The following is a 13,370-nucleotide window of genomic DNA, read 5'->3' on the forward strand; positions in this document are numbered from 1 at the left end:
TTCAGGACACCGCGCCCAGGCCGTAGCGGCCGGAGAGCAACTGGCCGCTGCGGAAACGCTCGTGCGCGTAGGGCGCGAGCGAGACCTCGGTCGGCAGGCCCAGCGCTTCCTGGGCCAGCACCAGGCCGACGCCGGGCGAGAGCTTGAAGCCATGACCCGAGAAGCCGTAGCCCACCACCAGGCCGGGCACGTCGGGCAGGCGGCCGAGCACCGGGTTCCAGTCGGGCGTGACGTCGTAGACGCCGGTCCAGGAGGAAGCCAGCCCGGCCTCGCCGAACGAGGGGAAGCGCTCGGCCACCTGGCCGCCGACCTCGACCACATAGTCCATCGAGATGTCGCCCTGCTCGTTGTCGGGCAGCGCCAGGGTCTCGCCCACCGTGCCTTCGCTGACCAGCATCTGGTTGCCGCCGTAGCTGCGGCAGTACAGCATGCCCGGCGAGCCCAGGTCCTTGAACACCGGCATCTTGAAGCTGTAGGCCTCGGGGCCCTCGAGCGCGAGCACGGCATGGCGCTCGGCCTTGACCGGGGTCGGGACACCGGTCCAGCGCTCGATGTCGCCGGCCCAGATGTTCTGGGTGCTGATCACGGTCTGGCTGCGGAAGCTGCCCTGGTTGGTCTCGACGCCGACCACGCGGCCGTTCTCCATCAGCAGGCGCTCGACATTGACGCCCTCCATGATCTTCACGCCCAGGCGGCGTGCGGCGCGGGCAAAGCCGGTGGCCACCAGATAGGCATCGGCAAAGCCGGCCTCGGGCTCGTAGCCGATCAGCGCCGCATCGTCGAACTGGGCGATCGGCAGCAGCTCGCGCGCGGCGGCCTGGTCGAGCAGGCGCACCTCGACGCCCATGCGCTCCTGGCCGGCCAAGGCCTCACGCAGGGGCTCGAGCTTGGGGCCGTCGGGCGCGCAGATCAGGTAGCCGCACTTGACCAGGCCGGCCGAGGCTTCCTCGTCGCCAAGGTAGCCGGAGAAGTCGTTGAACACCGACCAGGAGTGCTTGGCCAGCTCCACGTTCTCGATCACCGAATAGTGGGTGCGCAGGATGCCCGAGGACTGGGTGCTGGTGCCCGAGCCGATCTGCAGCCGGTCCAGCACCAGGACCCGGGCGGCCCCTAGGCGCGCGAGGTGGTAAGCGACCGAACTTCCGATCACGCCGGCACCGATCACGATGGCGTCATAACTCTGCATGGGGGAAACCTTTCTGGGCTTGGGGGTTGGCAATGGAGTCAAGCTTAGGAGCCACTGGCCGGCCGCCTGACAACTGAAGCAAATCTGATGCTATGTTTTGGTTTTTCGAATGCTCCGGCGACTGCCGGCCCTCCCCCCTACCATCGAGCCACCATGTCGCCCAGTACCCCTGCTGCCCGTCCATCCCGCCGTTCGCGCCAGCTGCCCGACCTGCAGCTGCTCGAGGCCTTTGTCGCCGTCTGCGACGCGGGATCGATGGCGCTGGCCGCGCAGCAGCTGGGCCTGAGCCAGAGCGCGGTCAGCCAGTCGATCAAGACGCTGGAGACCGAACTCGGCCTGCAGCTGCTCGACCGCGAGGTGCGTCCCGCCGTCGCGACCCACGCCGGTCGCGTGCTGCGCGAGCGCGCCACCCGCCTGCTCGGCCAGGCCCGGGTGCTGGTCGAGCAGGTGCGCGCGAGCGCGCGCCAGCAACACACACAGATCCACCTGGGCTGCGTCGATTCGTTCGCGGCCACCGTGGGCCCGCGGCTGATCCGCGCGCTGTCGGGCTCGGCACAGCAGATCCTGATGTGGTCGGGCCTGACGCCCACGCTGACCGAGCAACTGCGCGGACGCGAGCTCGATTTCGCGATCTGCACCGACTCGGCCATCGATGACCCGCGCATCGTGCAGCGCCTGCTGTTCTCCGAATCCTGGGTCGCGGTGTTCCCGAAGGCCCATCCGGTCAGAGCCCTGGCAGCGGCGCGCGAGCTGTCGGCCCTGCCCGGCGCGCTGCCGCTGATCCGCTACAGCCAGCGCTCGGTGATCGGCCAGCAGATCGAGCGCTTCCTGCGCCATATCGGCGTGCAGGCGCCGCGCAGCTACGAGTTCGACGCCACCGACCCGTTGCTCAGCCTGGTGGCCTCGGGCCTGGGCTGGGCGCTCTCGACGCCGCTGTGCCTGTGGCAGTCGCGCCAGTACCTCGACGAGGTGGTCGTGCTCCCGATTCCCGCCACCCGGCTCGGCCAGCGCCATTTCTTCCTGCTCTCGCGCGAGGACGAATGGGCCGGCCTGGACGAGCATATCGCCCGCGTCACGCGCGACGTGATCCGCCAGGACACGAGCACCGCCATCCACCGTTCCATGCCCGGCCTGCCGCCGGACGCCCTGTTCTGCCCCCAAGAAGAGACGCCATGACCCTAGACACCCCCACCTACACCCTGCAGCAGGGCCGCCTGCCGCTGTTGATCTCGATCCCGCACCTGGGCACCGAGCTGCCGCCCGAGTTCGCCGCCGGCATGAGCGACAGCGCGCCGATCAAGCAGGACACCGACTGGCACCTCGACCGGCTCTACGGGTTTGCCGCCGGCCTGGGCGCCTCGGTGCTGCAGGCCAAGGTCTCGCGCTACGTGATCGACCTGAACCGACCGCCCGGCGGCGAGAGCCTCTACCCCGGCCAGACCACCACCGGCCTGTGCCCGACCGAGACCTTCCGCGGCGAACCGCTCTATGAACAGGCACAGGCCCCCGACGCGGCGCAGCAGGCCGATCGCCTGGCGCGCTACTGGCGGCCCTACCACGACGCGCTGCGGACCGAGCTCGACCGGCTCAAGGCGCAGCACGGCGCGGTGCTGCTGTGGGATGCCCACTCCATCGCCAGCATGCTGCCGCGGCTGTTCGAGGGCAAGCTGCCCGACCTGAACTTCGGCACCGCCGACGGCCGCAGCTGCGCCCCGGCCATCATCGAGCGCGTGGTCGCCGAGGTCGGCGGCAGCGGATTCAGCCATGTGGTCAATGGCCGCTTCAAGGGCGGCTACATCACGCGCCACTACGGCTCGCCCGCCGACCGGGTGCACGCGATCCAGCTCGAGATGGGGCAGGACCTCTACATGCTCGAGGACCCACCGTTCAGCTACCTGGAATACAAGGCCACCTCGGTCCAGCCGCTGCTGCAGAAGATGCTGCTGACCGCGCTGAGCGAGCTCGACCGCCTGACTGCCTGACCCGCCCGCCCCCTCTCCTATCCGATCAGTCCCCATGAGCCCAGAAGACCTCCTCGGCCGCTACGGCCCGCGCGAAGCGATGGAATACGACCTGGTGGTCGTCGGCGCCGGCCCCGCCGGCCTGGCGACCGCGATCCGCCTCAAGCAGCTGGCCGCCCAGCAGGGCAGCGAAGTCAGCGTCTGCGTGCTGGAAAAAGGCTCGGAACCCGGTGCCCATATCCTGAGCGGCGCGGTCATGGACCCGAAGGCCCTGGCCGAGCTGTTCCCGGACTGGCAGGCACTCGGCGCCCCGCTGCACCAGCCCGTGACCGGCGACGAGCTGCTGCTGCTCAGCGAAACCGGCACCCGGCGCACCCCCGGCTGGCTGATGCCGCGCAACTTCGACAACCACGGCTGCTACGTCATCAGCCTGGGCGCCGTCACGCGCTGGCTGGCCGAACAGGCCGAAGCGCTGGGGGTCGAGATCTTCCCGGGCTTTGCCGCCGCCGAGCTGCTGTACCACGAGGATGGCTCGGTCAAGGGCGTGGCCACCGGCAACCTGGGCCTGGGCAAGGACGGCGAGCCGACCGAGGCCTTCCAGCTCGGCATGGAACTGCACGCCAGGTACACCGTGTTCGCCGAAGGCGCGCGCGGCCACCTGGGCAAGCAGCTGATCGCGCGCTATCGGCTCGACGAAGGCCGGGACGCGCAGACCTTTGCCATCGGCATCAAGGAACTGTGGGAGATCCCGGCCGAGCAGGCCAGGCCCGGCCTGGTGCTGCACACCGCCGGCTGGCCGCTGAACGACGAGGCCTTCGGCGGCGGCTTCCTCTATCACCTCGAAGGCAACAAGGTCACGCTGGGCTACGTCGTCGGCCTGGACTACCAGAACCCCTGGCTGTCGCCGTTCGAGGAAATGCAGCGCTGGAAGACCCACCCGAGCATCAGGGCCCATATCGAGGGCGGCAAGCGCCTGGGCTATGGCGCGCGCGCGCTCAACAACGGCACGCCCCAGGCCCTGCCCCGGACCGTGTTCCCGGGCGGCGCGCTGGTCGGCTGCGACGCGGGCTACCTGAACGCCGCGCGCATCAAGGGCAGCCACGCCGCGATCAAGAGCGGCATGCTGTGCGCCGAGGCGGCGTTCGAGGCCTTGAGCGCCGGTCGCAGCAGCGATGAACTGACCGGTTTCGAGACCCGCTTCAAGGCCAGCTGGCTGCACGAGGAACTCTGGACCTACCGCAACTTCAAGAACTGGTTCAAGAAGAGCCCGCTGCTGGGCAAGCTCATGACCGGCATCGAGCACTGGCTGCTGCCCAGGGTTGGCGTGGCCCAGCCGCCCTGGACCCTGCACAACCGGGTCAAGGACCACGGCAAGCTGCGCCCGGCGGCCGAAAGCCGCAAGATCGACTATCCCAAGCCCGACGGCAAGCTGAGCTTCGACCGCCTGAGCTCGGTATTCATCAGCAACACCAACCACGAGGAGAACCAGCCGGCGCACCTGACGCTGAAGGACGCCAGCGTGCCGGTCAAGGTCAACCTGGCCAGGTTCGCCGGTCCCGAGAGCCGCTACTGCCCGGCCGGCGTCTACGAGTTCGTCAACAAGGACGGCGCGGACCAGCTGGTGATCAACGCGCAGAACTGCGTGCACTGCAAGACCTGCGACATCAAGGACCCGACGCAGAACATCGTCTGGGTCACGCCCGAGGGCGGCGGCGGCCCCAACTACGCCGGCATGTGAGCCGGCAGCCCGCGCCGGGGGCGCGACTTGCAGCCGCAAGCGCGCTCCCGGTGCGGCATGCGCCCCAGCAAGGCCGCCCGAGGGCGGCCTTCGGCCTTCCAGGCCCGGGCGGAATCGGGGCGGCACCGAGCGCCGCGCCAAAAAGGTGAAGAAAGGCGCAAGTTGCCGCGCGATGGCGGTGCATAGCCTGGATTTGCAGCATTCTGCGCACCAGTTTCTTGCAGTGAATCCAATATTAACCAAGGGAAACTTTGGCACATTCCTTGCACGCTTGAGACCGTCCACAACCGCCCTATGGAGCTCCCCTTGAAAACGTTCCACTCCCTGCGCTGGATCATTCCGGCCTGCCTCACCCTCTCGACCTCATCCCTCTGGGCCCAGGCCGCCGCGCCGACGCTCAACACGGGCGACACGGCCTTCATCTTTGTCTGCAGCCTGGTGGTCTGGCTGATGACGATTCCCGGACTGGCGCTGTTCTACGGCGGCCTGGCCCGGACCAAGAACGTGCTGTCCATCCTGATGCAGGTCTTCACGGTCTCGTCGCTGATCATGGTGCTGTGGGCGCTCTACGGCTATACCCTGACCTTCACCGATGGCGGCTCGCTGCAGTCCGTGATCGGCGGGCTGGACAAGGTCTTCATGCGCGGCGTGACCCAGGACTCGCTGCAAGGCAGCATCCCCGAGCTGCTCTACTTCCTGTTCATGCTGCTGTTCGCGGCCATCACGCCCACCATCATCGTGGGAGCGTTCGCCGAGCGCATCAAGTTCGCCGCCGTGCTGGTCTTCATGGCGATCTGGTTCACGATCAACTACGTGCCGATGGCCCACATGGGCTGGGGCGGTGGCTGGGTGTTCGCGCTCGGCGCACAGGACTTCGCCGGCGGCAACGTGGTGCACGTGAACGTGGGCATCGCCGCGCTGGTCGGGGCCTGGCTGGTCGGCGCCCGCAAGGGTGTCGGCACCTCGGCCATGTCGCCGCACAACATGACCATGACCATGACCGGCGGCTCGCTGCTCTGGGTCGGCTGGCTCGGCTTCTGCGGTGGCTGCGCCCTGCTCGCCAACGGCTTCGCGATGCTGGTGGTGGTCAACACCATGCTGGCTGCTGCAGCCGGCACGGTGTCTTGGATGCTGATCGAGTGGCTGCACCGCGGCAAGCCCAGCATGCTGGGTGCGGTTTCGGGTGCGATCGCCGGCCTGGTGGCCATCACGCCGGCCTGCGGCTTCGTCGGCCCGATGGGCGCGATCGTGATCGGCCTGATCGTCTCGCCGATCTGCATCTGGGCCGTGGAAAAGCTCAAGCCCATGATCGGCCTGGACGACTCCTTCGACGTGTTCGGGGTGCATGGCGTCGGCGGCATCGCCGGCGGCCTGCTGACGCCACTGTTCGCCCTGCCCGCCCTCGGCGGCCTGGGCTTCGCCGAGGGACGCGACCTGGCCTCGCAGATGTCGGTGCAGGTCGGCGTGATCGGCTTCAGCATCCTGTATTCCGCCATCAGCAGCTTCATCGCGTTCAAGCTCGCCGGCTGGCTCTGCGGCGGCCTGCGCGTGCCTGCGGACGACGAGATCGAGGGCCTGGACCTGACTTCGCACGGCGAGCCGGGCTACAAGCTCTGAGCCAGCGCGTCGTCACCCAACCGCTTCCCTTCCTGCTTCGAGGTTCAACATGAAACTTGTCACTGCCATCATCAAACCCTTCAAGCTCGACGAGGTGCGCCAGGCGCTCTCGGACATGGGCACGCAGGGCATCACGGTCACCGAGGTCAAGGGCTTCGGGCGCCAGAAGGGCCACACCGAGCTGTACCGCGGCGCGGAATACATCGTGGACTTCCTGCCCAAGATCAAGATCGAGGCCGCGGTGGCCGACGAGCGCGTGGCGCTGGTGATCGAGGCGATCGAGCAGTCCGCGCGCACCGGCAAGATCGGCGACGGCAAGATCTTCGTCACGGCCCTGGAGCAGGTGGTACGCATCCGCACCGGCGAAAACGGCGTCGAGGCGCTGTGATGAGCAGCCCCGACGATGCCGCGCCCGTGGCGGCACGCGCCCCGGTGGCGACCCATGTGCGCGAACCCGCGCTGTCGCGCCGCACGCCGACGCTGGAGCGCTACCGCGTGAGCGGCGGCGGCGCGACAGTCGTGCGGCTGGCCGCGGGCGATGCACTGGAAGTGATCGACCCCGAGGGCCTGCAGGCCTGCGAGCTGATGGCATGGGATGCCGAGGGGCGCGCCGCCCTGCCGGCGCTCGGCCTGCAGGCATCGCCCGGGGCCAGCGGCTTGGCCAGCCTGCTGCAGCGCCAGCGGCCCGAGCTGCGCATGCTGCAAGCCGGGCTGCGGCGCCACGGCGTGGACCTTGAGCAACTACCCGACGCCTGCCAGCTCTGGGCCGGCGACGGCCCGGCGGGGCAGCGGCAACGCTGCACCGCGAGCGCCGAGCTGCTGGTGCTGGTGGCGGCACCGGGCCAGGACAGCCAGGTGCACGAGCAGAACGCCCCGACGCCACTGGCCCTGCAGGTGCAGCGCCACGGCCGCGATGTCCTCGCTGCCCCACCGCTGCCCGAGCCGCTGGGCGAGGTGGTCGACGAGTTCACCATCGCGCCGGGCACGGCGCGCAGCTACACCGTCGCCAAGGGCCAGTACATCCAGATCATCGATGTCGCCGGGCGCCAGTGCTCCGACTTCGTGGCCTTCAACCGGCAGGCGCTCGAGCGCGGCATCGAGCAAGAGCTCGATCCCACGGTCACGCGCACGCTCGGCGGACGCGCCTACCCGGGGCCTGGCCTGCACTCGCGCTTCTTCGATCGCGAGATGCAGCCCATGCTCGAGCTGGTGCAGGACACCGTAGGCCGGCACGACACCTTCGGCCTGGCCTGCGCGGCGCGCTACTACGAAGGCATGGGCTACTTCGGCCATGCCAATTGCAGCGACAACCTCTCGCGCGAGCTGGCGCCCTACGGCGTGCGCGCGCGGCCGGGTTGGCCCGCGATCAATTTCTTCTACAACACCGGCGTCGATGCGCACGACCAGCTGACCATGGACGAACCCTGGTCCAGGCCGGGTGACCATGTGCTGCTGCGCGCGCTCGACGACCTGGTCTGCGCCAACACCTCTTGTCCGGACGACATCGACCCCGCCAACGGCTGGATGCCGACCGACATCCACGTCCGCCTCTACGCCGCCCAGGAGCGCTTCAGCATGGCACTTGCCCACCGACCCACCCCCGACGCCGAACCCACCATGACCCGCGAAAGCGGCTTCCACGGCGCCACCTCGGCGCTCACGCGGCAGTTCGGCGACTACCGCGGCTGGTGGACGCCGATGCGCTACGACGGCTACGGTGCGGTGGCCGAATACCAGGCCTGCCGCGAGCAGGTCGCGCTGATGGACCTGTCGGCGCTGCGCAAGTTCGAGATCATCGGCCCCGATGCCGAAGCCCTGCTGCAGTACTGCCTGACGCGCGACGTCAAGAAGCTGGCGGTCGGCCAGGTGGTGTATTCGGCCATGTGCTATCCGCACGGCGGCATGCTCGACGACGGCACCCTGCTGCGGCTGGGACCGGACAACTTCCGCTGGATCTGCGGCGAGGACTACAGCGGCATCTGGCTGCGCGAGCAGGCCGAGCAGCTCGGCATGAAGGTCTGGGTCAAGTCGGCCAGCGACCAGATCCACAACGTCGCGGTGCAGGGCCCGCGGGCGCGCGAGCTGCTGCGCCAACTGGTCTGGTCGCCCGGCACGCAGCCGGCGCTGGAGAACCTGGGCTGGTTCCGCTTCCTGGTCGGCCGCCTCGACGATCACAACGGCTGCCCGCTGATGGTCTCGCGCACCGGCTACACCGGCGAACTCGGCTACGAGGTCTGGTGCCACCCGAGCGACGCGCCGCGCGTCTGGGCCCGGCTGTGGGAACTGGGCCAGCCGCTCGGCCTCGCGCCGCTGGGCCTTGACGCGCTCGATACCCTGCGCATCGAGGCCGGCCTGGTGTTCGCTGGCCACGAGTTCTGCGACCAGACCGATCCCTTCGAAGCTGGCATCGGCTTCTGCGTGCCGCTCAAGAGCAAGAGCGACGACTTCATCGGCCGCGCGGCGCTGCTCGAGCGCAGCGCACACCCGCAACGCAAGCTGATGGGCCTGCTGCTCGATGGCAATGAAATGGCGGCGCACGGCGACGGCGTCTACATCGGCCATGCCCAGGTCGGCGTGGTCACCAGCGCCACCCGCTCGCCGCTGACCGGACAGAACATCGCGCTGTGCCACCTGAGCGTGTCCCACGCGACGCCCGGCACCCGGGTCGAGATCGGCAAGCTCGACGGACACCAGAAGCGCCTGCCCGCTGCCGTGAGCGCCCCGATCTTCTACGATCCCGACAAGAGCCGCGTGCGCGCCTGAGCACCGCCCTGGCCGCTGCCCGGCGCAGCCGGCCGGGGGGCGCATCATTCGACGGGCGCGTCGCCCCAGACGCCCGAGACCCGTCATCCCGATCCCCCAGCTCAAGCGACTGCGGCCCTGGTTCCTGGACGACACCAGAGCCACGGGCCGTGCCCGCTCGGCTGGCGTCTGGCGTCTGGCGTCTGGCGTCTGGCGTCCGATCTTGGTCGCGCTGGGGCACGCCCGGCTCTCCCCGCTCTCTCCATGCCGCCGCCTGCAGCCGGGATGAAAAAAGCCCGGGGCGCAGTTCGCGCCCCGGGCCGGCTCAGGTCAGCACGACCCGATCAAGGTTGCGCGAGGTAGTTTTCCAGCGAATCGTCCAGCGCCTCCTGCCACGGCGTGTGGTGTGGCGTCGCCATGGTGCCGGTCATCAACGAGGGATAGCACTTGTTGCGATAGCCCATGATGTCCTCGTACTTGTCCTTCTTCCATTCGAGGAAGGTCTTGTTGACGGCGGCAATGTCGAAGCTCGGGTAGTCGGTGGCATCGATCAGCTGGCCGATGTACTTGCCCTGGAATTCGAACATCTGCTGCGCGTCCTCGAGCGCCAGTTCCTCCTCGCGCCACGCCAGGTTCTCCGCGTGCATCACGTCTTGCGCGGGCAGCGGGATGCGGCCGAGGATGACGTCGCGCGCATACCAGGCCTGGGCATCGAACATGTTGAAGCTGTACCACTGGTCCTGCATGCCCAGGTAGACCAGCTGCGGGTTGTCCTCCCAGAACACGCCCTTGTACAGGTTCAGCGGCCAGAGCCGGTTGCTGGTCTTCAGGCGCAGTTCTTCCGGCAGGAAGGGGAAATGGTGCTTGTAGCCAGTGCACAGGATGATGGCGTCGATGTGCTTGCTGCTGCCGTCGGCGAAATGCGCGGTGTTGCCCTCGACCTTGAGCAGCTGCGGCTTCTCCTCCCAGTTGGCCGGCCACTTGTAGCCCATCGGGCTGCTGCGGTAGCAGCTCGTGATCGAGCGCGCACCGTACTTCCAGCATTGGGAGCCGATGTCCTCGGCCGAGTAGCTCGCGCCGACCACCAGCACGTCCTTGTCCTTGAACTCGAGCGCGTCGCGGAAGTCATGCGCGTGCAGCACGCGGCCACCGAAGGTCTCGAAGCCCGGGAAATAGGGCACGTTCGGCGTCGAGAAATGCCCGCTGGCGACCACCACCCAGTCGAACTGCTCCGAATAGGTCAGGTCCTGGTCATAGCTGTGCACGGTGACGGTGAACTGGCGGGTGCTCTCGTCGAAGCTCACGTCGCGCGCGACCGTGTTGAAGCGGATGTGCTTGCGCACGCCGGCCTTCTCGACCCGGCCCTTGATGTAGTCCCACAGCACCTCGCGCGGCGGGTAGGACGCCATCGGACGGCCGAAATGCTCGTCGAAGGTGTAGTCGGCGAATTCCAGGCATTCCTTCGGGCCGTTCGACCACAGGTAACGGTACATGCTGCCATGCACCGGCTCGCCATGCTCGTCGAGGCCGGTGCGCCAGGTGTAGTTCCACATGCCCCCCCAGTCGGACTGCTTCTCGAAGCACACCAGCTCCGGAATCTCGGCTCCCTGGGCCTGGGCAGACTGGAAAGCCCGCAGTTGCGCCAAGCCGCTGGGGCCTGCGCCAATGATGGCAACACGCTTGTTCATGCAAGTACTCCTATCGATGACATGGTTAAACACAGTGAAACTTTGATTCCCCATATGAAGCATAAGACATGCCAGCTCGAGCAGGACGATAGAACTATCTAGACGCAGGAAATGGGGCTTTCCTGCGCCAAAAGGGTGAGAAAAGACGCACGATGCCGTGCGATGCCGGTGCGTGAACGGGAGATTGGACGAGGCCGGTGCATGGGCACCGCCCCCTGGCTGGGACGGGCGCGCAACGGGCGCTGCCTCAGCGGCAGTGACGGCTGGAGCGGCTGGAACGGCACGGGCCACCACCGGATCACCTGGGCGGCGCAACAACCTGCAGGCGATCGGCATTGCCTCAGGCAGGCGGTGTCGCCAGGGCCGGGATTCGGATCTTGGGAGAGAGAGGGAGAAGAGACGCCTGGCGCACGAACGGCAGGCGCGAGCCAGGCGGCGTCACATCAAGTGACGGCTGGCTCTGGTGCGGGCTGGAGAACTGGCCCTGCGCGGGCCAGGGGCGCGGGGCCCTGCTGCGGCTGGCTGGGCCGCCAGGCGCCGCAGCCTTCACGCACCAGCCGCCGGTGGGCGTGCGGGTGCCGGCTGCGGCTGGCGGCGCTCGATCAGAACAGCTCGACCGCCATCCGATCGACCGTGGCGCCACTGGTCCGCACCGAGGCGGACAGCGCCTGCGCCTGGGGCAGCAGCGCCTCGGCGTAGAAGCGTGCGGTCACCAGCTTGGCGTCGAAGAAGGCCGGGTCCTGCTCGCGCTGCTCGAGCGCTGCCAGCATGGCGCGCGCCATCTGCCAGCCGCCCAGCACGAGGCCGGCCAGGCGCAGGTAGTTGACCGCGCCGGCATAGACCGGCTTGACCTGGGTCTTGGCATTCGCGACCAGATAGTCGATCGTAGCCTCGAGCGCCAGACGGCCCTGCTGCAGCGCCTCGCGCATCACCAGGCCATCTTCCTGCCCCAGGGCCAGCAGATCCTGCTCGGTCGCGGCGATGCGCGCGCACAGCGACTTGGCCACCGCGCCACCGTCGCGCACCGTCTTGCGGCCCACCAGGTCATTGGCCTGGATCGCGGTCGTGCCCTCGTAGATGGTCAGGATGCGCGCGTCGCGGTAATGCTGGGCCGCGCCGGTCTCCTCGATGAAGCCCATGCCGCCGTGGATCTGCACCCCCAGGCTGGTCAGCTCGATCGAGAGTTCGGTCGAATGGCCCTTGACGATAGGCACCAGGTAGTCGTAGAGCGCCTGGTTCTCGCGTCGCACCGACTCGTCGCCGGCATGGTGTGCCAGGTCGCTGGTCGCTGCCGTGCAATAGGCCAGCGCGCGCGCGGCCTCGGTATGCGCCTTCATCGTCAGCAGCATGCGCTTGACGTCCGGGTGCTGGATGATCGCGACCGGGCCTGCCGATCCGGCCAGGTCGCGGCTCTGCACGCGGTCCTTGGCGTAGCCGAGCGCCTGCTGGTAGGCCCGCTCGGACACCGCGATGCCCTGCATGCCGACCGCGAAGCGCGCCGCGTTCATCATCACGAACATGTACTCGAGGCCGCGGTTCGGCTCGCCGACCAGCTCGCCGATGGCGCCGCCATGGTCGCCGAACTGCAGCACCGCGGTCGGGCTGGCCTTGATGCCGAGCTTGTGCTCGATGCTGACGCAATGCGCGTCATTGCGCTCGCCCAGACTGCCATCGGCATTGACCAGGAACTTGGGCACCACGAACAGGCTGATGCCCTTGACGCCTTCGGGCGCGTCGGGCAGTCGGGCCAGCACCAGGTGGACGATGTTCTCGGCCAGGTCATGCTCGCCGTAGGTGATGAAGATCTTGGTGCCGAAGATGCGGTAGGTCCCGTCGGCCTGCGGCTCGGCGCGCGAACGCACCGCCGCCAGGTCGGAGCCAGCCTGAGGCTCGGTCAGGTTCATGGTGCCGGTCCACTGGCCCGAGATCAGCTTGGGCGCGTACTTCTGCCGCAACTCGTCGCTGGCGGCGGTCAGCAGCGCCTCGATCGCGCCATCGGTCAGCATCGGGCAGAGCGCGAACGACAGGCTCGACGCATGCAGCATCTCGGTGCAGGCGGTCGCGATCAGCTTCGGGAAACCCTGGCCGCCGTACTCGGCCGGATGGATCACGCCCTGCCAGCCGCCGGCGATGAACTGCTCGTAGGCCTGCTTGAAGCCGGGCGTGGTCGTGACCTGGCCGTCCTGGAAGGAGGAGGGATTGCGGTCGCCTTCCCAGTTCAGCGGTGCGACGATGTCCTGGCAGAAGCGGGCCGACTCGTCGAGCACGGCCTGGGCGGTATCGAGGCCGTAGTCCTCGAAGCCGGGCAAGGCCGCGACCTGGCTGATGCCGGCCAGGTCCTGCATGACGAACAGCATGTCTTTGATGGGGGCTTGGTAGCTCACGGTCTTGACTTCCAGATGAATGGGTTGAGGAAAGGCTCAGAGCGCCTTGGTCAG

General features: G+C 68.3%; 9 protein-coding genes. 6 read left to right on the plus strand and 3 right to left on the minus strand.

Features of this window, described 5'->3' with window-relative positions; genetic code table 11:
- Position 1: 1 nt before the first annotated feature.
- Complete coding sequence (locus C6P64_RS15035) at positions 2–1,186, minus strand: NAD(P)/FAD-dependent oxidoreductase (protein WP_105749371.1); 1,185 nt, start codon at positions 1,184–1,186, stop codon at positions 2–4.
- A gap of 153 nt (positions 1,187–1,339) precedes the next feature.
- Between C6P64_RS15035 and C6P64_RS15040 the strand changes: the two genes are divergently transcribed.
- The 6 genes from C6P64_RS15040 (at position 1,340) to C6P64_RS15065 (ending at position 9,265) form a co-directional block, all read left to right on the plus strand.
- The gene (locus tag C6P64_RS15040; RefSeq protein WP_105749372.1) at positions 1,340–2,362 is read left to right on the plus strand and encodes a LysR family transcriptional regulator; all 1,023 of its coding nucleotides are present in this window, start codon (positions 1,340–1,342) and stop codon (positions 2,360–2,362) included.
- A complete protein-coding gene (hutG, locus tag C6P64_RS15045) occupies positions 2,359–3,168 on the plus strand; it encodes an N-formylglutamate deformylase (protein WP_105749373.1) in 810 nt (269 codons plus the stop codon). The genes C6P64_RS15040 and hutG overlap by 4 nt, the downstream gene beginning before the upstream one ends.
- A gap of 34 nt (positions 3,169–3,202) precedes the next feature.
- Positions 3,203–4,885 carry an electron transfer flavoprotein-ubiquinone oxidoreductase gene (locus tag C6P64_RS15050; RefSeq protein WP_105749374.1) on the plus strand — a complete coding sequence of 561 codons (1,683 nt, stop codon included), beginning with the start codon at positions 3,203–3,205 and terminating at the stop codon, positions 4,883–4,885.
- Positions 4,886–5,191: 306 nt separating this feature from the next.
- The gene (locus tag C6P64_RS15055) at positions 5,192–6,502 is read left to right on the plus strand and encodes an ammonium transporter (RefSeq protein ID WP_211296863.1); all 1,311 of its coding nucleotides are present in this window, start codon (positions 5,192–5,194) and stop codon (positions 6,500–6,502) included.
- A gap of 49 nt (positions 6,503–6,551) precedes the next feature.
- Positions 6,552–6,890, plus strand: coding sequence for a P-II family nitrogen regulator (locus C6P64_RS15060; RefSeq protein ID WP_105749376.1), 339 nt, complete (start codon positions 6,552–6,554; stop codon positions 6,888–6,890).
- The gene (locus C6P64_RS15065; protein WP_105749377.1) at positions 6,890–9,265 is read left to right on the plus strand and encodes a trimethylamine N-oxide demethylase; all 2,376 of its coding nucleotides are present in this window, start codon (positions 6,890–6,892) and stop codon (positions 9,263–9,265) included. The genes C6P64_RS15060 and C6P64_RS15065 overlap by 1 nt, the downstream gene beginning before the upstream one ends.
- Before the next feature lie 323 nt (positions 9,266–9,588).
- Here the strand turns inward: C6P64_RS15065 and C6P64_RS15070 are convergent, their stop codons facing one another.
- Both C6P64_RS15070 and C6P64_RS15075 read right to left on the minus strand, forming a co-directional pair.
- Complete coding sequence (locus tag C6P64_RS15070) at positions 9,589–10,932, minus strand: NAD(P)-binding domain-containing protein (protein WP_105749378.1); 1,344 nt, start codon at positions 10,930–10,932, stop codon at positions 9,589–9,591.
- Positions 10,933–11,534: 602 nt separating this feature from the next.
- Positions 11,535–13,316, minus strand: coding sequence for an acyl-CoA dehydrogenase (locus C6P64_RS15075; protein WP_105749379.1), 1,782 nt, complete (start codon positions 13,314–13,316; stop codon positions 11,535–11,537).
- Between the last annotated feature and the right edge of the window lie 54 nt (positions 13,317–13,370).

Source organism: Malikia granosa, from assembly GCF_002980595.1.
Classification (GTDB): domain Bacteria; phylum Pseudomonadota; class Gammaproteobacteria; order Burkholderiales; family Burkholderiaceae_C; genus Malikia; species Malikia granosa.

What these genes read in the sequence shown, in the direction of transcription:
- C6P64_RS15065 (WP_105749377.1), top strand. Translation starts at nt 6,890, where the DNA reads ATGAGCAGCCCCGACGATGCCGCGCCCGTGGCGGCACGCGCCCCGGTG.
- C6P64_RS15035 (WP_105749371.1), bottom strand. Translation starts at nt 1,186, where the DNA reads ATGCAGAGTTATGACGCCATCGTGATCGGTGCCGGCGTGATCGGAAGT.
- hutG (WP_105749373.1), top strand. Translation starts at nt 2,359, where the DNA reads ATGACCCTAGACACCCCCACCTACACCCTGCAGCAGGGCCGCCTGCCG.
- C6P64_RS15040 (WP_105749372.1), top strand. Translation starts at nt 1,340, where the DNA reads ATGTCGCCCAGTACCCCTGCTGCCCGTCCATCCCGCCGTTCGCGCCAG.
- C6P64_RS15070 (WP_105749378.1), bottom strand. Translation starts at nt 10,932, where the DNA reads ATGAACAAGCGTGTTGCCATCATTGGCGCAGGCCCCAGCGGCTTGGCG.
- C6P64_RS15060 (WP_105749376.1), top strand. Translation starts at nt 6,552, where the DNA reads ATGAAACTTGTCACTGCCATCATCAAACCCTTCAAGCTCGACGAGGTG.
- C6P64_RS15050 (WP_105749374.1), top strand. Translation starts at nt 3,203, where the DNA reads ATGAGCCCAGAAGACCTCCTCGGCCGCTACGGCCCGCGCGAAGCGATG.